At 68.9% G+C, this 20,056-nt stretch carries 22 protein-coding genes and 1 tRNA gene; 13 read left to right on the top strand and 10 right to left on the bottom strand.

Features of this window, described 5'->3' with window-relative positions:
- Positions 1-35: 35 nt before the first annotated feature.
- The 3 genes from mtnP to DOS48_RS15945 are packed head-to-tail and all read right to left on the bottom strand — an operon-like array spanning position 36 to position 2,122.
- Positions 36-917, bottom strand: coding sequence for an S-methyl-5'-thioadenosine phosphorylase (mtnP, locus tag DOS48_RS15955; protein WP_127116698.1), 882 nt, complete (start codon positions 915-917; stop codon positions 36-38).
- A gap of 45 nt (positions 918-962) precedes the next feature.
- Positions 963-1,958 carry a YeiH family protein gene (locus DOS48_RS15950; protein WP_127116697.1) on the bottom strand — a complete coding sequence of 332 codons (996 nt, stop codon included), beginning with the start codon at positions 1,956-1,958 and terminating at the stop codon, positions 963-965.
- Positions 1,958-2,122: a hypothetical protein gene (locus DOS48_RS15945; protein ID WP_168654240.1), complete on the bottom strand. Its 165-nt coding sequence runs from the start codon at positions 2,120-2,122 to the stop codon at positions 1,958-1,960. Before DOS48_RS15945 ends, DOS48_RS15950 begins: the two co-directional genes overlap by 1 nt.
- Positions 2,123-2,252: 130 nt before the next feature.
- Between DOS48_RS15945 and DOS48_RS15940 the strand changes: the two genes are divergently transcribed.
- Positions 2,253-3,677, top strand: coding sequence for an HD domain-containing protein (locus DOS48_RS15940; RefSeq protein WP_127116696.1), 1,425 nt, complete (start codon positions 2,253-2,255; stop codon positions 3,675-3,677).
- Positions 3,678-3,812: 135 nt separating this feature from the next.
- Complete coding sequence (locus tag DOS48_RS15935; protein ID WP_127116695.1) at positions 3,813-4,256, top strand: hypothetical protein; 444 nt, start codon at positions 3,813-3,815, stop codon at positions 4,254-4,256.
- A 35-nt stretch (positions 4,257-4,291) separates the two neighbouring features.
- Here DOS48_RS15935 and DOS48_RS15930 read toward each other — a convergent pair whose 3' ends face one another.
- The 3 genes from DOS48_RS15930 to DOS48_RS15920 form a co-directional block, all read right to left on the bottom strand.
- Positions 4,292-5,704 (bottom strand): FAD-dependent oxidoreductase, encoded by a 1,413-nt coding sequence (locus DOS48_RS15930; RefSeq protein WP_127116694.1) that lies wholly within the window; start codon positions 5,702-5,704, stop codon positions 4,292-4,294.
- Between the two features lie 159 nt (positions 5,705-5,863).
- The gene (locus DOS48_RS15925) at positions 5,864-6,520 is read right to left on the bottom strand and encodes an HD family hydrolase (protein ID WP_127116693.1); all 657 of its coding nucleotides are present in this window, start codon (positions 6,518-6,520) and stop codon (positions 5,864-5,866) included.
- 8 nt (positions 6,521-6,528) lie between these two features.
- The gene (locus DOS48_RS15920) at positions 6,529-7,224 is read right to left on the bottom strand and encodes a phosphoribosyltransferase (protein ID WP_127116692.1); all 696 of its coding nucleotides are present in this window, start codon (positions 7,222-7,224) and stop codon (positions 6,529-6,531) included.
- Between the two features lie 138 nt (positions 7,225-7,362).
- On the opposite strand from DOS48_RS15920, the gene gatB reads away from it, so the two are divergent.
- From gatB to DOS48_RS15895, 5 genes are all read left to right on the top strand, one after another.
- The gene (gatB, locus tag DOS48_RS15915) at positions 7,363-8,850 is read left to right on the top strand and encodes an Asp-tRNA(Asn)/Glu-tRNA(Gln) amidotransferase subunit GatB (protein ID WP_127116691.1); all 1,488 of its coding nucleotides are present in this window, start codon (positions 7,363-7,365) and stop codon (positions 8,848-8,850) included.
- 25 nt (positions 8,851-8,875) lie between these two features.
- The gene (locus DOS48_RS15910) at positions 8,876-9,094 is read left to right on the top strand and encodes a ubiquitin-like small modifier protein 2 (RefSeq protein ID WP_127116690.1); all 219 of its coding nucleotides are present in this window, start codon (positions 8,876-8,878) and stop codon (positions 9,092-9,094) included.
- On the top strand, positions 9,091-9,591 hold the full coding sequence (locus DOS48_RS15905; protein WP_244629355.1) for a GNAT family N-acetyltransferase: 501 nt from the start codon (positions 9,091-9,093) through the stop codon (positions 9,589-9,591). The genes DOS48_RS15910 and DOS48_RS15905 overlap by 4 nt, the downstream gene beginning before the upstream one ends.
- 26 nt (positions 9,592-9,617) lie before the next feature.
- The gene (locus DOS48_RS15900) at positions 9,618-10,460 is read left to right on the top strand and encodes an RlmE family RNA methyltransferase (RefSeq protein ID WP_127116689.1); all 843 of its coding nucleotides are present in this window, start codon (positions 9,618-9,620) and stop codon (positions 10,458-10,460) included.
- 100 nt (positions 10,461-10,560) lie between these two features.
- Positions 10,561-12,990 carry an extracellular solute-binding protein gene (locus DOS48_RS15895; protein WP_127116688.1) on the top strand — a complete coding sequence of 810 codons (2,430 nt, stop codon included), beginning with the start codon at positions 10,561-10,563 and terminating at the stop codon, positions 12,988-12,990.
- 26 nt (positions 12,991-13,016) lie between these two features.
- On the opposite strand, the gene DOS48_RS15890 is transcribed toward DOS48_RS15895, so the two are convergent.
- Together DOS48_RS15890 and DOS48_RS15885 are read right to left on the bottom strand one after the other, a co-directional pair.
- Positions 13,017-13,511: a dihydrofolate reductase gene (locus DOS48_RS15890; RefSeq protein WP_127116687.1), complete on the bottom strand. Its 495-nt coding sequence runs from the start codon at positions 13,509-13,511 to the stop codon at positions 13,017-13,019.
- Positions 13,512-13,568: 57 nt separating this feature from the next.
- Complete coding sequence (locus tag DOS48_RS15885; RefSeq protein WP_127116686.1) at positions 13,569-14,603, bottom strand: ornithine cyclodeaminase family protein; 1,035 nt, start codon at positions 14,601-14,603, stop codon at positions 13,569-13,571.
- A 162-nt stretch (positions 14,604-14,765) separates the two neighbouring features.
- Here DOS48_RS15885 and DOS48_RS15880 point away from each other — a divergent pair, with 162 nt between their 5' ends.
- Entirely contained in the window at positions 14,766-15,578 is an 813-nt protein-coding gene (locus DOS48_RS15880; RefSeq protein WP_127116685.1) for a molybdopterin-synthase adenylyltransferase MoeB, read from the top strand.
- A 19-nt stretch (positions 15,579-15,597) separates the two neighbouring features.
- Here DOS48_RS15880 and DOS48_RS15875 read toward each other — a convergent pair whose 3' ends face one another.
- Positions 15,598-15,933 (bottom strand): zinc ribbon domain-containing protein, encoded by a 336-nt coding sequence (locus DOS48_RS15875; protein WP_127116684.1) that lies wholly within the window; start codon positions 15,931-15,933, stop codon positions 15,598-15,600.
- Between the two features lie 125 nt (positions 15,934-16,058).
- On the opposite strand from DOS48_RS15875, the gene DOS48_RS15870 reads away from it, so the two are divergent.
- The 5 genes from DOS48_RS15870 (at position 16,059) to thsB (ending at position 19,168) form a co-directional block, all read left to right on the top strand.
- Positions 16,059-16,439 carry a Rid family detoxifying hydrolase gene (locus DOS48_RS15870; RefSeq protein ID WP_127116683.1) on the top strand — a complete coding sequence of 127 codons (381 nt, stop codon included), beginning with the start codon at positions 16,059-16,061 and terminating at the stop codon, positions 16,437-16,439.
- Positions 16,440-16,721, top strand: a complete 282-nt coding sequence (locus tag DOS48_RS15865; protein ID WP_127116682.1) for a hypothetical protein — start codon at positions 16,440-16,442, stop codon at positions 16,719-16,721. It abuts the gene before it with no gap.
- A gap of 27 nt (positions 16,722-16,748) precedes the next feature.
- Positions 16,749-16,830: transfer RNA gene (locus DOS48_RS15860), tRNA-Ser, on the top strand.
- 181 nt (positions 16,831-17,011) lie between these two features.
- Positions 17,012-17,203 carry a hypothetical protein gene (locus tag DOS48_RS15855; RefSeq protein ID WP_127116681.1) on the top strand — a complete coding sequence of 64 codons (192 nt, stop codon included), beginning with the start codon at positions 17,012-17,014 and terminating at the stop codon, positions 17,201-17,203.
- 318 nt (positions 17,204-17,521) lie between these two features.
- Positions 17,522-19,168, top strand: coding sequence for a thermosome subunit beta (thsB, locus tag DOS48_RS15850; RefSeq protein ID WP_127118818.1), 1,647 nt, complete (start codon positions 17,522-17,524; stop codon positions 19,166-19,168).
- A 202-nt stretch (positions 19,169-19,370) separates the two neighbouring features.
- Here the strand turns inward: thsB and DOS48_RS15845 are convergent, their stop codons facing one another.
- Positions 19,371-19,961, bottom strand: a complete 591-nt coding sequence (locus DOS48_RS15845) for a 50S ribosomal protein L15e (protein ID WP_127116680.1) — start codon at positions 19,959-19,961, stop codon at positions 19,371-19,373.
- Between the last annotated feature and the right edge of the window lie 95 nt (positions 19,962-20,056).

The following is a 20,056-nucleotide window of genomic DNA, read 5'->3' as shown; positions in this document are numbered from 1 at the left end:
TTCGGAGGCACACGCCACCACACTGCCGCAGATGTTTATAAGTAGTCGCCCAGCAGCGGCTCGACGCGCTCGCGAGTCTCGTCGGGAATCGCTTCGGTCGGCGTGTTGATCGTGCCTTCGAGGGAGGTGTGCGCGTCGCACTCCAGATCGTCCGGGAGCGTGCGCACGGCCTCCTCGACGGCGGCTTTGATCGCCTGCTGGTTCTGCTCGGCGTTTTCCAGTACCTCTTCGAGCGTCACCTCGCTGTCCGCCTTCCAGACGTCGTAGTCGGTGACGCCGGCGATCGTCGCGTACGCGATTTCGGCCTCGCGGGCGAGCTTCGCCTCCGGGATCGCGGTCATCCCGACCAGATCCCACCCCTGCGCCTTATAAAACTCCGACTCGGCGCGCGTCGAGTACTGGGGGCCCTCGATACAGACGTAGGTGCCGCCCTTGACGACGGTCGGGCCGTCCGACTCGTCGTCGCCGACGACGGCCGAGTCCGCGGCCTCGGTGAGGTGGTCGACCAGTTCGGGGCTGTACGGGTCCGCGAACGGCTGGTGGACGACGACGCCGTCACCGAAAAAGGAGAGGTCGCGGCGTTTCGTTCGGTCGTAGATCTGATCGGGGACGACGAGCGTGCCGGGTTCCAGCTCCTCTTTTAAACTCCCCACCGCGTTCGACGCGAAGATGTGCGTGACGCCCGCCTGCTTTAATGCGTACATATTCGCGCGGTACGGGAGGTCGGTGGGCGACACGCCGTGGTCCGAGCCGTGCCGCGGGAGGAAGGCGACCTCTCGACCGGTGTCGGCGAACTCGCCGATGGTGATGGCGTCGCTCGGCTCGCCGTAGGGGGTGTCGTACTCAACTTCGCGCACGTTGTTCAGCGGGAGGGCCTCGTAGATGCCGCTGCCGCCGATGAATCCGATAGTGCTCATACACGGAGTGTGCCCGCTCGCTACTTATAAGGACTGAAAAAGGGGCTACAGCAGCCACCGCACCGCCGCGAGCGCGAGCGCGCTGACGACGAGCAGGTGGACCAACACGGCGCCGACGGCCGCCCCGCCGACCTCGCGCATCTCCCGGACCCGGATCGAGAGGCCGAGGCCGACGAACGCGAGCGTGAAGAGCGCGTCCGACACGCGACCGATCGACTCCAGCGCGGCCGGCGAGAGGAGCCCGCTGTTCGCGACCGCGGCGACTACGAGGAAGCCGAGCAGGAACTTGGGGAACTCGGCCCACAGCCGTCGCACGCCCGGCTCCGTCGCCGAGCGCGCGGTGTACGCCAGCGAGTAGGCGATGGCGACGCCGCCGAGAAGCGAGTTGCGCGCCAGCTTCGTCACGGTCGCCCACTGGCCCGCCTCCGGGGAGTGCGCGAACCCCGCGGCCGCGACGGGGCCGGTCGAGAACATGCTCACGCCGGCCCAGACGCCGAACTGTCGGCCGGTGAGCCCGAGCCACTCGCCCGCGACGGGGAACGCGACGAGCGTGAGCGCGTCGAAGAGCAGGACGGTCGCCGCCGCGAACGTGATCGCCGACCCGCGGGCGTCAAGCACCCGCCCGATGGCGACGACGGCGGAGACGCCGCAGATGCTCGCGCCCGCGGCCAAAAGCGAGGGCGTCGTCCCGTCGAGCCGGAAGAGAACCCGAGCGATAAGCTCCGCGAGCAGCAGGCCGCCCGCGACGGCGACGACGACGAGGCCGAGGACGGTCGGCCCCGCGGCGAGGAACTCCTCGACGACGACCGCCGCGCCGAGCAGGACGATGCCGGTCTCCAAGAAGAGCTTGTCGACGCCGACGCCGGGCTCGGCGGCGTCCGGCGTGCCGACGGTGTTGCCGACGAGCGCACCGATCGCGACCGCGACGACGAGCGGCTGCAGCCCGTCGACCGCGCCGGCGACGAGGCGGGCGGCGAGCGCGCCGACGGCCAGCAGGGCGAGGCCCGGAAGGTACGGGCGGGCGGCGGCGACGACGCCCATCAGAAGAGCCCCGCGGCCTGCCCCGCGAGGTGGGCGCCCACGACGGTGATGCCGAGCGCGAGGGCCTGCCAGCCGCGGTCGAGCGCGAGCCACCGGGCGGCGAGCGGGGAGTCGGTCGCGGCGTCCGGCCGCGAGTCCGCGTCGTCGGTGGCGTCCGATACCATACGCGTCGGTTACCGCGCTCGCATTTATACGGTGTGAATCGGGGGTGGGTGAGCGAGCGCCGAGACGCGCCGGTCACAGGAGCGAGGACCGAAACAGGCAGGTCGCGGGAGCCACTCGTCTCCACAATCGATGCCCACCACGCAGATCAAAGACGCCGTCCACGGGTACGTGGAACTGCCGGACGCGCTCGTCGAGGGCGTCGTCGACACCCGGCCGTTTCAGCGGCTCCGCCACGTTCGTCAGCTCTCGGCGACCCACCTCGTCTACCCGAGCGCGAACCACACCAGATTCGAACACTCGCTCGGCGTCTACCACCTCGGCCGCACCGTCTTCGAGAACCTCCGGAAGCAGTCGTACTTCACGCGGGACGCCGCCCTCGACGAACTCGAAGAGATCCAGCGCACCCTGGAGTGCGCCTGCCTGCTCCACGACGTCGGGCATCCGCCCTTCTCGCACCTCTCCGAGGGGTTCCTCGACGAAGGCGTGCTCCGAGAGCGAGTCGCGGAGACCGGACTGGTCGACGCCTTCGACGACGCCGGCGTCGGCGGCGCGCCGCTCCGCTCGGCGAGCCCACACGAGCTGCTCGGCTGCGTGATCATCGTCGAGGAGTACGGCGACGCCCTCCGCGCGTTCGACGTGGACCCCTTCGAGGTGTGCGCGTACGTCCTCGGCTACAGCCTCGCGTACGAGCGCGGGGAGCCGTGGCAGTACGGCGTCGGCGCGCAGCTGCTCCACTCGCCTATCGACGTGGACCGGCTCGACTACATCACCCGAGACAACTACATGACCGGCGCGGGCGTGTTGAGCTTCGACGTCGAGCGCATGGTCGACGCCTACACCGCCCACCCCGAGGAGGGGCTGGCGCTCTCGGAGAAGGCGCTGTCGACCATCGGCAACTACCTCGAAGGCCGGATCGCGTTGTACATGTGGGTCACCCAACACCACAAGTCGGTGTACGCGAACCGGCTCTTACAGGAACTGCTCGGGGAGTACGCCGCCGAGACCGGCGAGAGCCCCGTCACGGTCGACGGCATCTTAGACCGCGAACTCGACGACAACGCGGTGCTCGAACGGCTCCGAAACGCCGCCCGCGAGCGCCCGGACTCGGTGCTGGCCTCGATGTACGACCGCTTCCGCGGGCGGCGCTTCCCCACCACGTGCTGGAAACACCGGATCGCTCTCGCCGACCGGATCGGGAACGACTTAGACGCCGACCTGGGCGGTGAGGGCGCCCCCCTCGAACGGTTCACGACCTGGCTCACCGAGGGCGACGACCGGCTGGAGCGGCTCCTCGCCGACGCCCTCGACGTGCCGGTCCACGAGGTGTGGGTCGACCGGTCGTACGTGCCCGCCTACGACCCCGACGAACTGGAGGACATCCCCATCGCGTACGGCGGGACGACGCGCTCCGTCGGCGACTGGGGGCTGTACGGCGACCGCGCGTTCGACGTGCCGATCCCCTTCGTGTTCGTCCCCGACGGGCTGAAACGCCGGGCGATTCGCGTGCTTCGGGAGGCGTTCGAGCGCGAGGTCGGCGTCGCGTCGGAGACGTAGGTCGGACGGCGCGTCGGAGGCGTAGATCAGACGGGGGTGCCGCAGGCGAGCGCGCCCACGAGGTATCGCTGCGGAAGACGTATGCCCGCCGCTGCGGAAGACGTATGCCCGCGGAGTCGGACACCCAACGAACGCATGACCCGCGACACGAAGGAGACGGCCCGGCGACTGCTCCTCGGGAGCCCCTCGGCGCCGAGACGGTCGGGCGCCGCGGCAGGGGCGGGGCTGTTCGCCGCGACCGGACTGTTCGCGTTCGTCTCGCACGCCGCCTTCGACGCGATACCCGAGGCGGTGCTGTGGCTGTTCGTCCTGCTCGGCGCCCTGCTCGCGACCGGTGCCGCGTACGGCGGGAGCGGGCTCCTCGTCAGCGCCGGGCTGGTGTTCGGACCGGTGTACGGGCCGGTGACGTTCTACACGTGGCTGATCGCGACGGGAGACGCGGCGCCCGTGGCGTTCGTGCTGTCGTTCTACGGACACGGAGCGCCGGCGCTTTGGGGGCCGATAGCGGTTGCGCTCGCTGGCGGCAGCCACGCGCTCGGGGCGCTCTGTCGTCGGGCTCTAAACGGTCGCAAGGGTTAGTGAACGGAACCGGGTCGGCGACTCGGCGCGCCGCGTCAGTCGTCGGCTTCGGCGGCGACGCGGTCGTCGTCGGTCTCGCCGGCGTCCGCCGCGGTCGGCTCCGCCTCGGCGTCGGCGCGCGGGAAGTTCTCGATGGTCGCGTCGCGGAAGGCCGCCTCGTCGAACTCGTAGTCCGCGTCGAAGAAGTCGAGGACCGTCTGCACGTCGGTCATCGCGTTTTTCAGTGCGGTCGAGGCGCCCGGCGAGGGCGTGATGTTAAACAGGATGCCGTCGCCGGTGATCTTCGCTTCGCCCATGTCGAGTTCCTTGTTCTTCGTGTCGACGATCTGCGGGCGCACGCCGCCGTACCCCTTCGCGCGCTCGATGTCGTCGACGTCGACCGTCGGGACCACCTTCTGGACGTTCGGGAGGAACGCGCGCTTGCCGACCTCGGGGAGGTCGTACACGAGGTTCCGAACGACGTAGGGGAACAGGATCCGGTCGGAGAGGATGTTGGCGTAGCTGAGGACCGACGCCGGCGAGAAGCCGAACACGTCGGCGAAGTCGCTCACGGTGGAGAGCCGGCCGCGTTCGAGCGCCGGAACGAGTTTGGCCGTGGGACCGAAGCGCGTGACGCCGTCGTCGTGAACGTCGGCGTCGCCGTGGACCGCCGCGAACGGGAGTTTCTTCATCTGGAGCGTGTACACCTTCCCGTTCAGCAGGTCGTCCGCGAGGAAGAAGCTGCCAGCGACGGGCAGAAGCGACATGTGCTCACCGTACCCCATCTCCTTGGCGAACTGGAGGCTGTGGGAGCCGGCGGCGACGACGACGGCGTCGGCCTCGAAGTCGCCGTCGTCCGTCTCGACGGTGAACCCGTCGCGCCCCTCGTCGACGTTCTCGACCGCGGTGCCGAGGTGGACGCCGACGCCCGCCTCCTCGCGGGCGGCGTCGACGAACGACTCCGCGACCGCGCCGTAGTCGACGACGTAGCCGTCGGGCGTCTGGAGCGCTTTGAGCTCCGTGGACCGGTCGCGGCCTTCGACGACCTTCGGCTCGAGGTCGGCTATCTCCTCGCGGCCGATCTCGCGGAGCTTCGGGAAGAGGTCGCCGAACCCCTCGTCGTGATACCGCTCTTCCAGTTTGGTGACCTCCTCGTCGCCGACGCCGAGGACCATCTTGCTGCGCTTGCTGTGCATCTCCCGGTCAGGGTCGGTTCCCTCGAGATAGCCCGCGAGCAGTTCGGCGCCCTCCTTGACCTCCTCGGCTTTTTCTAAGGTGTAGTTCGTCTCGATGTCGCCGAAATGCAGCGTCTGGGAGTTGTTCGTTCGGTCGGAGTTGATCGCGGCGATCTCCCGCTCTTTTTCGATCAGCGTCACGTCGTCGACGTCGGTGAACTTCGCAACCGTGTATAAAAGCGACGCCCCGCTGATTCCCCCGCCGACGATGATCAGGTCAGTGGTCTCGGACATGCGTGGTGAAAGCTCTCAGTGCCCGAAACGAACTCATCCGTTAACGTTCTTGCTATCTCTCGCCGCAGATCGGCCGTGAGAGGACCCACAGCCGTCGTTTAAGCGTTTCGACGAACGTCGTACCCTGTGCCGGAGCGCGGGTATCTCGGGGCGGACCGGTCACCCCTCGTCGCGCGCGGCGTGATACCGATCCGAGAGGCGGTCGAACAGGTCGCGTCCGGTGTCGGTCCGGAGGCGAGCGGCCGTCGTCGCGAAGAACTCGTCTAGGTCGTCGTACTCGCGGAACGCGTCCGGGTCGCCGGCGGCGGGGTCGTAGCGGTCGTCGCGCTCGTAGACGACCGCCTGTAGACAGACGTCGAGGAGGTCACACTCCTTGACGAGGAGCGCCTCCGGCGAGTCGCGGGCCTCGTACGCCTCCCACGCGTCGCGGACCCGGTCGGGGAGCGGCCCGGCGAGCGACTCCATCGCGGCGCGCTCGGCGGCCTCTTTCGCGGTCGAGTCCGGCGTTTCGACGGTTTCGTCGGCGCGGGTCGCCACGTCGCCGGTCTCGGCCTCGGCGACGTCGTGGACCACGGCGAGCCGGAGCGCGCGGTCGAGGTCGAGGCCGGGCAGGTCGTCGCGGAATCGGTCGCCGAGCGCCAACACGAGGTACGCGACGCCCCACGCGTGTGCGGCGACCGACTCCGGGTCGTCGACGCCGCGGAGCTGCCACCCCGTGCGCCGCTCGTCTTTTAAGTCGTACGCGGCGAGGAGGGCGTCGATAGCGGCGGCGTCGGAGTCTAGATCGTCCGTCGAGCCCGAGTCGTCGCCGGACATCGGAGTCGTTACTCGGCGAGCGTCCACGCCTCGTCGCCGGTCCGGTCGGCGACGTCGCGACGGACCATCTCGTCGAGGACTTCGTCGAGGCGACCGGGCTGGGCGACTTCCATCTCGATGCGGCCGATGCTGTGGTACTCTTCGAGGTAGTGTCGAACGTCGTCGCGCTCGAAGACGGTCTGGTCGGCGCGCTCCATCGCGCCCTCGGTGAGGTCGATCATGTCTTCGAGGAAGTTCCACGGGTAGACGACCCACGTCCACTGTTCGAGGCGCTCGCCGACGAAGTCGGGCTGGAACTCGGAGGTGCCGAGCAGTTGGAGCGTGGCGGTGCGCACGTCGCCCGCGTCGCGGTCCAAGACGTACTCTTCGGCGCGGCGGATCGAGCCGCCGGTGTCCGCGATGTCGTCGATGATGAGGACGTTTTTCCCCTCGACGCTGCCCTCCGGCATCGGGTAGCGGATCTGGGGCTCGTCGGTCTTCTCCGCGGCGCCGACGTAGTGTTCCATCTTGAGGCTCGTGAGGTCGTTGAGCCCGAGGAAATCGCAGATACACCGGCCCGCGAACCAGCCGCCGCGGGCCAGCGCGACCACCACGTCGGGCTCGAAGTCGGCGCGTTTCACCGCGTTCGACACGTTGCGGCAGAGCCCGTAGATGTACTCCCAGTTGGTGAGGGTACAGTCGAAGTCGTCCGGGAGATCGCTCATACGACCGTCTCTCTCACCCCCGCGGTCATAAGGGTTTAGCAACGGTCCCAGAGCGGGCTCGCCCGCGATGAGTGGGCACAGATCCACGCCGTACCGGTCCCGACACGATTTAGGTGGCCGGCTCACAACGGGTCGGTAATGAGCACTCAGGCCGCGACGGAGGAGCGGACGGTCGTGATCGGGCTGGAGGTCCATGTCCAGCTCGAGACCGACACCAAGATCTTCTGCGGCTGCTCGACGGAGCCCGGAGACGACGAGGAGCCGAACACGCGCACCTGCCCGACCTGTCTCGGGCTGCCGGGCGCGCTGCCGGTCCTCAACGAGGCCGCCGTCGAGGCCGCCGTGAAGGTGGGGAAAGCGATCGACGCCGACATCCCCGAGACGACCACGTTCCACCGGAAGAACTACTACTACCCCGACCTGCCGAAGAACTTCCAGCTCACCCAGTACGACGCCCCGATCTGCCAGTCCGGCGAGCTCGAGGTCCGCGCAGACGACGAGACCCGAACGATCGGCATCACCCGCGCGCACCTCGAAGAGGATCCGGGGAGCCTCCAGCACGCCGGCGGCTCCATCGAGTCGGCGACGCACACGTTGGTGAACTACAACCGCGCCGGGACGCCGCTGATGGAGATCGTCACCGAGGCGGACTTCCGGTCGCCGGCGGAGACCCGCGCGTTCCTCGCGAAGCTCGAGGAGGTCTTGGAGTACCTCGGCGTCTTCGAGCCGACCCGCGACGGGAGCCTGCGCGTCGACGCCAACGTCTCCTTGGTCCCCGACGACGCCGTCGCCGACGACGGGACGATCACCGAGGAGGCCCTCGCGGAGGCGAACCGCGCGGAGGTCAAGAACATCTCCAGCCACAAGGGCGCAGAGCAGGCGCTCGCCTACGAGGTCACTCGACAGCGAAACGTCCTCCGGCGCGGCCGCGAGATCGAACAGGAGACCCGCCACTGGGACGAGGCCCGCGGCGTCACCGTCTCCATGCGCTCGAAGGAGGCCGAGAAGGACTACCGCTACTTCCGAGAGGCCGACCTCCCCGCGCTGGAAGTATCGGACTGGAAATCGCAGATCCCGATCCCGGAGCTTCCCGACGCTCGGCGCGAGCGCTTCCGCGAGGAGTACGGCCTCGACCGCGAGTCCGCCTCGAAGCTCACCTCGACGAAGGCGGTCGCCGACTTCTTCGAGGACGTGGCCGAGCAGTTCGACCCCGAACTCGCCGCGACGTGGGTCGCCGACAACCTCCTCGGCGAACTGAACTACCGCGAGATGGAGATTACGGACGTCGAGGACCGTCTCGACGAGTTCACGCGGCTGATCGAACTCGTGGCCGACGACGAGCTCACCGTCAAAAACGCCGAGGAGGTCGTCCTCCGCGAGATGCTCGACGCCGGCGACGACCCCGAGACGGTCATCGATCGCGAGGGGCTCGGCGTCGCCGACTCCGGCGAGGTCGAGGCCGCCGTCGCCGCCGCCATCGACGACAACCCCGACGCAGTCGCCGACTACCACGACGGCGACGCGGGCGCGATCAACTTCCTCGTCGGCCAGGTGATGCAGGCGACGGGCGGGAGCGCCGACCCCGGCGAGGTGAACGGTCTGCTCCGCGAGGAGTTAGACGGGTGATCGACCCGCGCCGGGAGCTAGAGCAGTGACCGTCACCGTCGACGTCGTCGGCGAGGGGACCCAGACGGTCGACCTCCCCGACGACGCCACCTACGCCGACCTGATTCGCGAAGCCGGCTATCACCCGCAGGAGGCGTCAGCGCTCGTCGACGGCGCCCCGGTCCCCGGCGACCGCGTCGTCGACGCCGACGAGGTCCAACTCCTTCGACTGATAAAGGGCGGGGCGACAGCCGACTCCTCGTGACCGGCGACGGGTCCGCGGGCGTTCCCGACGGGGTCGCTATCGAGCCCGCGACGCCAGAGGACCGGCTCGACAGCCTCCGCGTGCTCAACGCCGCGATGCTGGAGACGGATTCGGCGCAGGTGGCCGAACGGATCGACGCCGGCGACGCCCTCGTCGCCCGGTTTAAAAAGACCGGCGCGGTCGTCGGCGCGCTGGTCGCGACGCGTCCCGAGCCGTCGCGATACCACGTCGACGCCGTCGCCGTCAGACGGGCGCGTCGGGGGCGGGGGATCGGCTCCGCGCTCGTCGCCGCCGCGGTCGAACGCGCCGAGCGCGAGGAGGCGGTCGCCGTCGTCACCGCCGCGTTCGACGCGAAGCTGCGGGGCTTTTATACCGATCTCGGGTTCGCAGTCGTTCCCGACACCGAGACACAGGGGGCCGGACGGCTCCGCGGTCGCCGGGCGGTCGACGGTGGGGCAGGCGCCGACGACTCCGAATCCGGCGAACGACGCCGATAAACGGCCGGACGGTCTACGAGGGCGCAATGAGCGGCAAAGACGAGTACTACAACCGATCGAAACAGCAGGGGTACCGCGCCCGGTCAGCCTACAAGCTGAAACAGCTCGACGAGGAGGCGAACCTCTTCGAGCGCGGCGACACCGTCGTCGACCTCGGGGCGGCGCCGGGCGGCTGGCTGCAGGTCGCGGCCGAGGAAGTGGGCGAGTCGGGCACGGTCGTCGGCGTCGACCTCCAGCGCATCGAGGACCTCGAAGAACACGACGTGGAGACGCTCCGCGGCGACATGACCGACGAGCGCACCCGTCACTACCTCCGCGAGGCCGTCGGCGAGCGCGGCGCCGACGTGGTCGTCTCCGACATGGCGCCGAACATGACCGGGGAGTACGCCTTAGACCACGCCCGGTCGGTCCACCTCGCGCGGCAGGCGTTCGACGTGGCCAAGGAACTGCTCGCGCCCGGCGGCGACTTCGCGGTGAAGGTCTTCCAGGGCGAGGACCTCGACGCCTTCCGCGAGGACGTGCGCCCCGAGTTCGAGTACATTCGGACCGTCGTCCCGGACGCCTCGCGCGACTCCTCTTCCGAGGTGTACCTCGTCGCCAAGGGGCTGAACACGGCCCCCGTCGCGGCCGGAGACCGGATCGAAGTGACCGTCGAAGAGCGCGGCGACGAGGGCGACGGCATCGCCTACGTCGAGGGGTACTCGCTCTTCGTCGCGGACGCCGCGGTCGGCGAGACGCTCACCGTCGAGGTCGACGACGCCAAGCCGCGGTTCGGGTTCGCTTCGCGCGTCGCCGACGACGATGCCGGGGAGTCCGCCGAGTCAGCCGAATCAGCCGAATCAGCCGAAGCCGACGAGTCCGACGAGTAGCCGACTGTCGCGCTCGCGACGCGGCGGGTGGGCGGTGGAATTATTATCTGAGATAATTCGTCTCGTGCGGTTAAGTAGCCCCGCGCGAAACGGGCGGCAAATGGATCGCAACGGGCTGAGTGACCGAGCGACCGAGCCGGAACCGCACCGCGAGAACGGCGCGCGAGCGAACGGCGAGGAACCACACGAGACAGCGACGGGAACCGCAGGCGAGGAGGTGCCGGTCGAGGCGTTCAGGGAGGTCGCCGCCCGCCTCGCCGACGGCGACCTCGGTGCCCGGTTCCCCGAGGCGACCGGCGACGAGGCGACCGCCGCGCTCGCGAGCGACCTCAACGCGTTCGTCGAGGGAGTCACGGAGACGCTGTCGGCGGTCGAGGGGTTCGGCGACGAGGTCGCCGGCGCCTCCGAGCACGTGCGGTCGAACGTGTCGCAGGCGAAGCGCCGGAGCGACGACGTGTACGAGGCGGTCGACGGGATCGAGTCGTCGGCGACGCGCCAGCGCGACGACATCGCGGAGGCGACCCAGGAGCTACAGAGCGTCTCGGCGGCGACCGAGGAGGTCGCGGCCTCGGCGGAGGAGGTCGCGACCACGGCCGCGAACGTCGCCGCGCGCGCCGACGAGGGGAACGAGGCGGCCGCCGCGGCGATCGCGGAGCTACAGGAGGTCGACGAGCGGACGGAGACCGCGCTCGACCGCGTCGAGGAGCTGGAGGCGGAGGTCGCCGCGATCGAAGACGTCACCGACCTCATTCGGGACATCGCCGACGAGACGAACATCCTCGCGTTGAACGCCTCCATCGAGGCGGCGCGGGCGGGCGAAGCCGGCGCCGGCTTCGAGGTCGTCGCCGAGGAGGTCAAGAGCCTCGCCGAGGAGTCCCGCGACGCGACGAGCGAGATCGAGGAATCGATCGGGTCGGTGCGCGACGAGACCGACGCGACGGTCGCGGAGATCACCGACATGCGCGAGCGCGTCGGAGAGGGGATAGACACCGCAGAGAGCGCGCTCGAAGCGTTCTCCGACCTGACCGACGACATCGAGGACACGACGAGCGGCGTCGAGGAGATAAGCGACGCGACCGACGACCAAGCGGCCTCGGTCGAGGAGGTCGTCGACATGGTCGAGTCGGTCGGCGCCTCGGCCGAGGACACCGCCGCGGACGCCGCCGAGGTGACGACGATCGCTCACACCCAGAAGACGTCGCTGACGGAGGTGGCCGCGGGCGCGTCGACGCTCGGCGATCGCACCGGGACGCTCGACGACCGACTCGACGCGTACGACCTCGCCGGGGGCGACGCGAGCGACGCCACCGTCGTCGAGTTCTGGCACGCGCTCGGGGGGCGAAAGGCACGGCTGCTCGAAGACCTCGTCGAGGAGTTCGAGTCGGTCGCCGACGGGGTGTCCGTCCGACCGTCGTCGAAGGGCAGCTATCGGGGGGTCCTCGACGCGACCCTCGCCGCGGCCGAGCGCGGCGACCCGCCGACGATCGCACACCTCTACGAGATCGGCACGAAGCGCGCGCTCGACAGCGGGGCGTTCGCGCCGATAGCGGGTCTGCTCGGGGAGACGCCGCTCGACCCGGACGACCTCCTCGACCCCGTCGCGGACTACTACCGGACCGACGGCCGGCTCCACTCGCTCCCGTTCAACGCGTCGACGCCGGTGTTGTACTACAACCGGGCGGCGTTCGAGCGCGCCGGGCTCAACCCGGACGACCCGCCGACGACGTTCGACGAGGTGCGCCACTGCGCGGCCCAGCTGGTCGACCGCGGCGGGCTCGACGCCGGGATCACGTTCGCGAACTACTCGTGGTTCGTCGAGCAGTGGTTCGCCGAGGCGGGCCAACCCCTCGTCGACGCCAACAACGGGCGGGGGGGGACGCCGACCGAGGCGCACTTCGACACCGAGACCGGCCGGCGGGTGTACGAGTGGATCGCCGACATGGCGGCCGACGGGCTGTACCACGATCCGGGCATCGAGGCGCGCGGACAGGCCAGAGAGGCGTTCCACGACGGGCGCGCCGGCATGCTGATCGGGTCGACCTCGGCGATGGTCGGCGTTCACGAGGGCGCGTCGTTCCCGGTCGAGACGGGGTACTTCCCGGTGGCCGACGAGCGCCACGGCGTCGTCGTCGGTGGCGGCTCGCTGTGGGTCGCCGACGAGGCGCCGACGGACGAACAGCAGGCCGCCGCCGCGTTCCTCGCGTGGCTCGCGGCGCCGGACCAGCAGGCGCGGTGGCACCGGGAGACCGGCTACTTCCCGGTCCACGACGGCGCCGTCGACCGGCTCGCGGGGGCGGGCTGGTTCGACGAGAACCCCGGTTACCGGACGGCGATAGACCAGCTCCTCGACACCGAGCGGTCGCCGGCCACGACCGGCGCTCGGATCGGGCCGTTCGACACCGTCCGGACGCTGGTCGCCGAGGCGTCGGTCGAGGCCCGCGAGTACGGCGTCGATGCGGCACTCGATCGACTCACCAAGAGCGCGGAGTTACAGCTTCAGTCGTACGCCGAGGACGCGGACGCGAAGTAAGCGGGGCGACCGACGGCGCCCGGCGATCAGAACCTGTCGCCGTTGCGAACCCACTCCCGGAGCGTGAACCGGTCGAAGGCCGTCTCCGCCGCGACCGACCACTCGCCTGCGTCCCACGCCGGATAGAACGTGTCGCCCTCGTAGACCCCCTCGACGTGGCTGAGCGCCATCCCGTCGAGGTGGGGTTGGAACAGTTCGTATATCGCGCCGCCCCCGAGGACGTAAACCGGTTCGCCGCCGTCGGTGATCGCCGCGGCCCGTTCGAGCGCCTCGTCGGCGTCGTTCGCGACGACCGCGGTCGGGACGTCGACCGACTCCACGCTCCGGCTCACGACGATCTGTCGGGAGCCGGGGAGGTCGTCGCGCATGGAGTCGAAAGTGCGGCGGCCGAGGATGACGGGCGAGTTCGCGACGCGCTCGCGGTACTGCCGCACGTCGGCCTCGATGTGTGGCCACGGCACCTCGCCGTCTCTGCCGATCGCTCGGTTCTCCGCGAGTGCCGCGACGCTGACGAGTTGCACGGGTAACGTACGGGCGCGGGCGACAAAAGTCGGTCGGCGCTGCTAGATCGGGGCGCGCTACTCCGCGAGTCCGAGGAGGTCGAAGGGGTACCCGTTGTCGTTGGCGTCGGCCTGCTCGTAGACGACGCGGGCGGCCGCCACGTCCTGGATGGCGAGCCCCGTGGAGTCGAAGACGGTGACGCCCTCGATGCCGGCCTCGCCGTCGGTTCCGGCGCGTCCGGGGCGGTTCCCCACGACGATTTCTCCGATCTCGCCGTAAATGTCCGCGTCGGTGAGGGTGCCCGCCGCGTAGGGGACGTTGATCTCGCCGGAGTGGGTACACTGCTCGTGGTCGTCGATGACGACGGTCGCGTCTGAGAGGAGGTCGTCGGCGAGCTCGTGTTTGCCCTCGGCGTCGGCGCCCATCGCGTTGATGTGCGTGTGCGCGCCCACGTCGTCGGGGGTGACGACGGGGTCCTCGACGGGCGTCACCGTCGAGAGCACGTCACAGTGGCCGGCCTCGCTGATGGATCCGGCCCGCACGTCGAACTGATCGTCGAAGGCGTCGATGAAGTCGGCGACGCGCTCCTCGTCGAGGTCGCTCACGACGACCTCCTCGATATCGCGGACCGTGGCGATCGCCTCCAGTTGCGTGTACGACTGGACGCCGGCGCCGACGATGCCGAGCGAACTCGCGTCGGGGACCGCCAGTTCGTCGGTGGCGACCGCGGCGGCCGCGCCCGTGCGCTTCATCGTGAGGGTCGTGCCGTCGAGGATCGCCAGCGGGAACGCCGTCTCGGGGTCGGAGTAGATCATCGTCCCCATCACGGTCGGGAGGTCGTGGTCGGCGGGGTTGTCGGTGTGGACGTTCACCCACTTGATCCCGGCGGCGTCCCAGCCGTCGTCCTCGTCGGTGTCTTCGGTGCGGACGTCGAGGTAGGCCGGCATCGAGCGGAAGTCGCCGTTGTACTCGGGGAGGTCGATGTACGACTTCGCGGGCATCTTGGCGTTGTCGCGCTCGTAGGCCGTGAACGCGCCGCGAACCGCATCGATGACCCGGTCCATCCGGGCGTTCTCGTCGACGTCGTCGTCGTTCAAAAGCAGCGTCTGCATGTGGCGACGTTTGCCGGAGGGGTACTTGAACCCTATTGAACGGGCGGGAGACTGCGGGACTGCTCCGGGGCGGCGACGCCGCGACCAGACGGACCGCCGGTCGGAAGCCACGCGCCGGCGAGCGGGAACACGGTTATACCGGCTCACCGCCCACCACAACCCATGAGTCTCTCGCTCGACGCCGACCAACTCGACCGGTACTCCAGACACGTCATCATGGACGAGGTCGGCCCGGAGGGGCAGAAGCGCCTGCTCGACGGGCGGGCGCTGGTGGTCGGCGCAGGCGGTCTCGGGGCGCCCGTCATCCAATACCTCGCGGCCGCGGGCGTCGGAACGATCGGCGTCGTCGACGACGACGTGGTCGAGCGATCGAACCTCCAGCGACAGGTGATCCACGCCGACGCCGACGTGGGTGAGCCTAAAGTCGAGTCGGCGGCCCGCTACGTCGAGCGGCTCAACCCCGACGTCGACGTGAACGCCCACGAGACGCGCCTCGACGAGGGGAACGCCCGCGACCTGCTCGGCGAGTACGACATCGTCGTCGACTGTGCGGACAACTTCCGGACGCGGTACGTCGTCAACGACGTGGCCCGGATCGAGGGGATGCCCGTCGTCCACGGCGCCATTTATAAGTTCGAAGGCCAGGCGACGACGCTCGTCCCAGAGGGCCCGTGCTACCGGTGTCTGTTCCCCGAGGCCCCGGAGCCGGGGACGGTCCCCGACTGCGCGACGACCGGCGTGCTCGGCGTCCTGCCCGGTACGGTCGGCTGCATTCAGGCGACCGAAGCAATCAAACTGCTCCTCGACGCCGGGGATATCTTGGAGGGGCGCGTCCTCTTTTATGACGCGATGGACATGACGTTCGAGACCGTCCCGTATCGGCGCAATCCCGACTGTCCGGTCTGTGGAGCGGACGGCATCGAGACGATAGCGGGGATCGACTACTCGGGCGGCTGTCGCGTCGACGGCGACTGAGGGCGTCCCGGCGGGCGCATCAAAGCGAGCGGTTCACCATCGGGCCGTCGGCGGGGCCGCCCGCGGCGTCGTCGGCGAAGCCGGAGCGAACGCACCAGCGGCAGTACCGGTACGTCGGCCGGTTCGCCGCGCCGCAGTGACGGCAGACGACGGTCTCACCGTCGACGTCGAGCGGCGGCGGGTCGGCGGTCGTGCGCTCGGAGCCGGCCGGCGCCTGCTCCGCGGGGCCTCCCGCCGACCCGAAAACGTCGGCCGGGTTCCGGTCGCTCCGCGCGAACAGCCACGCGAACCCGAGGTTGACGAGCGTCACCGCGCCGATGATCGCGACGAGCGGACCGATTTCCACCCCAGTCATACGTGAATAGTTAGCACTCGACAGATATATGTGCAACGGTGGGGTCGCGCGCGGCGGGGCGGATCGTCGCCCGGCGACCGACCGCGTTCCCAGGGACTCTTAGGAGCCCCCGCCGAAGGGGACGCATGAAAGAGACGGTTCACACGGACGCGGCTCCCGCCGCGGTCGGCGCGTACAGCCAGGCGACGACGAACGGCGACCTCGTGTTCACGGCCGGGCAGATCCCCCTGACGCCGGAGGGCGACCTCCTCGATGAGGCGTCGATCGCGGCACAGACCGAGCAGGCCCTCGACAACCTCGTGGCGGTCCTCGAAGCGGCCGGCGCCGAGCCGAGCGACGTGCTCAAGACGACCGTCTTCCTCGCGGACATCGACGACTTCGACGAGATGAACGAGACGTACGCGAGGTACTTCGACGAGTCGCCGCCCGCCCGGTCGGCCGTGCAGGCCGGCGCGTTGCCGAAGGGCGCCGGCGTCGAGATCGAGGCGGTCGCCGTCGTCGAGTAGATGGCCGACGGCAACGGGGACGGCGAGAGCGCGCACGTCGGCGATCGCGAACCGACCTCGCCCGAGGTGCCGTCGGCCGCGTCGCGGGCACAATCTGCAGCCCTGTGGGGACTCGTCGGGGGGTTCGCGTTCCTCGTCGTCGCGCAGGGGTATCGGCTCGTCGAGGGGTCGCTTCCCGTCGGCTACGGCGGCCTGTTCGCGCTCGCGGGAACGATCGCCGTCGCGTCCGGCGGGATCACCTACGCGACGGAGCATCGACTCCACGCGAAAAGAAGGACTTAACAGTCCCACCGGATTACCTCAGACCGAGCCAGGATGGCCGAGTGGTAAGGCGCACGCCTGGAAAGCGTGTTCCCTTCCGGGATCGGGGGTTCAAATCCCTCTCCTGGCGTTTTCGTTAGTACACAACGAACGAGGAGCGATAGCGAAGCGAGCGGGGGCTCGACGCCCTTGTCGGTACGCCTTATCCAAACACCCACACCGAAAAGCGGCGCAGCGACCGGTTCGCACACGAGTGAACGTACGAGCCGCCGCAACACTCATATGTGTGGGTAGTGTTAGCACGGATACCGATGCCAGACACGAAAGCGGGCCGCGAGCGGAAGGGGCGGAACAAGCGCCGGCAGTTAGAGAGCCACCTGAATCGCCGCGAACTCAACGCTGCCGACGAACCGCCGGAGCCGGCGGCCACGGCGGCCGACTCGGAGTACCTCACCGAAACGGAACCGGAGTACCGTCTCGACGCCGACGAGTTCGGTCAGTGAGTCGGCGACGACGCTCGCTTTTGCCGTTCGATTCGTTCTGACGCGGAGACGCGTTCCCGTCCAGAGTCCGTTCGGTAGTGACGGCGCTCTCCGACGGCAGGAGCGGCGTGCGGTTCGTTCAGTATATAAATGACCACATTCCCGGTGTTCACGTCTGACGAAGACCCATGCTAACAATCCGCACAAATTTCGGTCAGAGGGCGCTACGTACTGCGGTTTCGACGGCGGTTTGGCGGTGTGAGACGGCGGCGTGAGGACGCCATTCAACGACGCATTTATATAGAATCACAATCAATCAACCAGTGTATGAGCCAGCGAATGCAGCAGGGTCAGCCGATGATCATTATGGGCGACGACGCCCAGCGCGTCAAGGACAAGGACGCACAGGAGTACAACATCTCCGCGGCACGCGGCGTCGCCGAATCCGTACGCTCGACGCTCGGGCCGAAAGGGATGGACAAGATGCTCGTCGATTCGATGGGCGACGTCACCATCACCAACGACGGGGTCACCATCCTGCAGACGATGGACATCGACAACCCGACCGCTGAGATGATCGTCGAAGTCGCCGAGACCCAAGAGGACGAGGCCGGCGACGGCACGACGAGCGCGGTCGCGATTGCCGGCGAACTCCTCAAAAACGCCGAGGACCTTCTGGAGCAGGACATTCACCCGACAGCCGTCATCAAGGGCTTCAACCTCGCGAGCGAGTACGCCCGCGATCAGATCGACGAGGTCGCCACCGCCGTCGACCCCGACGACACGGAGACCCTGAAAAGCGTCGCCGAGACGTCGATGACGGGGAAGGGCGCGGAACTCGACAAGGACACCCTCGCCGACCTCGTCGTCCGCGCGGTTCAGGGCGTCACGGTCGAGGCCGACGACGGCTCGCACGTCGTCGATCTGGCGAACCTCAACATCGAGACGCGCACCGGTCGCGCGGCCGGTGAGTCCGAGCTCCTCTCGGGCGCCGTCATCGACAAGGACCCGGTCCACGACGACATGCCGACCGACTTCGAGGACGCGAACGTCCTCCTCCTCAACGACCCGATCGAGGTCGAAGAGGCCGACGTGGACACGGCCGTCAACGTCGACTCGCCCGATCAGCTCCAGAAGTTCCTCGACCAGGAAGAAAAGCAGCTTCGCGACAAGGTCGACCAGATCGTCGAGAGCGGCGCCGACGTCGTCTTCTGTCAGAAAGGCATCGACGACCTCGCCCAGCACTACCTCGCGAAGGAGGGCATCCTCGCGGTCCGCCGGACGAAGAAGTCCGACCTGAGCTTCCTCAAGAACGTCCTCGGCGCGCCCATCGTCAGCGACCTCGACTCGCTCACGGCCGACGACCTCGCGGTCGGGACGGTCTCCCGCGACGCCGAGGCGGAGCTGTTCCACGTCGAGGGCGAGGACGCCCACGGCGTCACCCTCCTCATCTACGGCACCACCGAGCACGTCGTCGACGAGCTCGAACGCGGCATCGAAGACGCCATCGACGTGGTCTCGACGACCGCCTCCGACGGTCGGACGCTCCCCGGCGGCGGCGCAATCGAGGTCGAACTCGCCAGCCGACTGCGCGACTACGCCGACTCCGTCTCGGGTCGCGAGCAGCTCGCCGTCGAGGCGTTCGCCGACTCGCTCGAACTCATCCCCCGCGTGCTCGCCGAGAACGCCGGGCTCGACGCCATCGACCTGCTCGTCGACCTCCGCGCGGCTCACGAAGCCGGCGACACCGAGGCCGGACTCAACGTCTTCTCCGGCGAAGTCGAGAACACGACCGAAGCCGGCGTCGTCGAGACGGCTCACGCGAAAGAGCAGGCCATCGCGTCCGCCGCCGAGGCCGCGAACCTCGTGTTGAAAATCGACGACATCATCTCCGCGGGCGACCTGTCGACCAGCGGCGACGGCGACGAGGGCGGCGCCCCCGCCGGCGGCATGGGTGGCATGGGCGGTATGGGCGGTGCGATGTGAGCTTCGGTTAGGTCACAACTCACTCCCACCGCACGCCGTACTGCAGTCGAACACGCACGCTCGCGTTCCCCCGGTTTTATTTTTAAACAGTACTCCTGAGAGCCGCGAGGGTAATCGCTCGGGTACTCAGAGACCAGTACAACGAGAGCGCCGCTGCTCGGCGGTTAATAAATGAAAGAAGTCGGTCGCGACCGCAGTCGGCTTACTTGCCCTGTCGGTCGTTGCCGGTGACGCTCGGGCGAGTCTTCTCGGTGCCCTTGCCACGCGTGCGCTGACCGCGGCCCTTCGTGCCGGCCGAGGTGAGCCCGCGGAAGGCGCGCCCGCGGTGGTCGTCCGAGGTGATCCACCCGAGATCGTCGTCGTTCTCGATCGCGGGGTGAGCGGGATCAACGAGAATCACTTCGTGCCACTTCTGGGAGCCGTCCTCACCGACCCAGTAGGAGTTGAGCACGCGGAGGTTCCGGTACTTGCGCGAGGCGCGCTCCTCGGAGATGCGCTGGATCGACTTGCGCCGCGAGAGGCGGTTGACACCCTGTCGCTTCGAGCGCCGACCGGCCTTATGGCGCTGCTTGCGCGAGCCGCCCTTGCGGACGCTCACGCGAGCGACGATGACGCCCTGCTTGGCCTTGTAGCCAAGCTCGCGGGCCTTGTCCAGCCGGGTGGGGCGCTCGATGCGCTCGATGGCGCCCTCGTCGCGCCACTCCTGTTTGCGCTGCCACTGTAGCTCTGCCAGTTTCCCCTCCTTGGGGGACCGCCACGCCTCCTTGATGTGCGAGTAGAAGCTTCGTGCCATATGTTGTCCGCGGACGGTTGCGATTCAGCCGCGAGGCGGCCACATGTCGTCTCGTCCCGAGACGCGAGATCAACGGTGACCCTGGTCTCGGCGGC

Origin of the sequence: Halorubrum sp. PV6 (assembly GCF_003990725.2) — an archaeon.
In the GTDB taxonomy this organism is placed as follows: domain Archaea; phylum Halobacteriota; class Halobacteria; order Halobacteriales; family Haloferacaceae; genus Halorubrum.
Note: the sequence above shows the minus strand (reverse complement) of the source record. Positions and strands in the feature narration are given on the sequence as shown.

Bases quoted from the DNA above. Each gene is read 5' to 3' on its own strand.
- DOS48_RS15875 (WP_127116684.1), bottom strand. From the start codon at position 15,933: ATGACTGGGGTGGAAATCGGTCCGCTCGTCGCGATCATCGGCGCGGTG.
- DOS48_RS15885 (WP_127116686.1), bottom strand. From the start codon at position 14,603: ATGCAGACGCTGCTTTTGAACGACGACGACGTCGACGAGAACGCCCGG.
- DOS48_RS15925 (WP_127116693.1), bottom strand. From the start codon at position 6,520: ATGTCCGGCGACGACTCGGGCTCGACGGACGATCTAGACTCCGACGCC.
- DOS48_RS15855 (WP_127116681.1), top strand. From the start codon at position 17,012: ATGCCAGACACGAAAGCGGGCCGCGAGCGGAAGGGGCGGAACAAGCGC.
- gatB (WP_127116691.1), top strand. From the start codon at position 7,363: ATGAGCACTCAGGCCGCGACGGAGGAGCGGACGGTCGTGATCGGGCTG.
- DOS48_RS15895 (WP_127116688.1), top strand. From the start codon at position 10,561: ATGGATCGCAACGGGCTGAGTGACCGAGCGACCGAGCCGGAACCGCAC.
- DOS48_RS15920 (WP_127116692.1), bottom strand. From the start codon at position 7,224: ATGAGCGATCTCCCGGACGACTTCGACTGTACCCTCACCAACTGGGAG.
- DOS48_RS15950 (WP_127116697.1), bottom strand. From the start codon at position 1,958: ATGGGCGTCGTCGCCGCCGCCCGCCCGTACCTTCCGGGCCTCGCCCTG.
- mtnP (WP_127116698.1), bottom strand. From the start codon at position 917: ATGAGCACTATCGGATTCATCGGCGGCAGCGGCATCTACGAGGCCCTC.
- DOS48_RS15900 (WP_127116689.1), top strand. From the start codon at position 9,618: ATGAGCGGCAAAGACGAGTACTACAACCGATCGAAACAGCAGGGGTAC.
- DOS48_RS15865 (WP_127116682.1), top strand. From the start codon at position 16,440: ATGGCCGACGGCAACGGGGACGGCGAGAGCGCGCACGTCGGCGATCGC.
- DOS48_RS15935 (WP_127116695.1), top strand. From the start codon at position 3,813: ATGACCCGCGACACGAAGGAGACGGCCCGGCGACTGCTCCTCGGGAGC.
- DOS48_RS15940 (WP_127116696.1), top strand. From the start codon at position 2,253: ATGCCCACCACGCAGATCAAAGACGCCGTCCACGGGTACGTGGAACTG.
- DOS48_RS15880 (WP_127116685.1), top strand. From the start codon at position 14,766: ATGAGTCTCTCGCTCGACGCCGACCAACTCGACCGGTACTCCAGACAC.
- DOS48_RS15930 (WP_127116694.1), bottom strand. From the start codon at position 5,704: ATGTCCGAGACCACTGACCTGATCATCGTCGGCGGGGGAATCAGCGGG.
- thsB (WP_127118818.1), top strand. From the start codon at position 17,522: ATGCAGCAGGGTCAGCCGATGATCATTATGGGCGACGACGCCCAGCGC.
- DOS48_RS15870 (WP_127116683.1), top strand. From the start codon at position 16,059: ATGAAAGAGACGGTTCACACGGACGCGGCTCCCGCCGCGGTCGGCGCG.
- DOS48_RS15945 (WP_168654240.1), bottom strand. From the start codon at position 2,122: ATGGTATCGGACGCCACCGACGACGCGGACTCGCGGCCGGACGCCGCG.
- DOS48_RS15845 (WP_127116680.1), bottom strand. From the start codon at position 19,961: ATGGCACGAAGCTTCTACTCGCACATCAAGGAGGCGTGGCGGTCCCCC.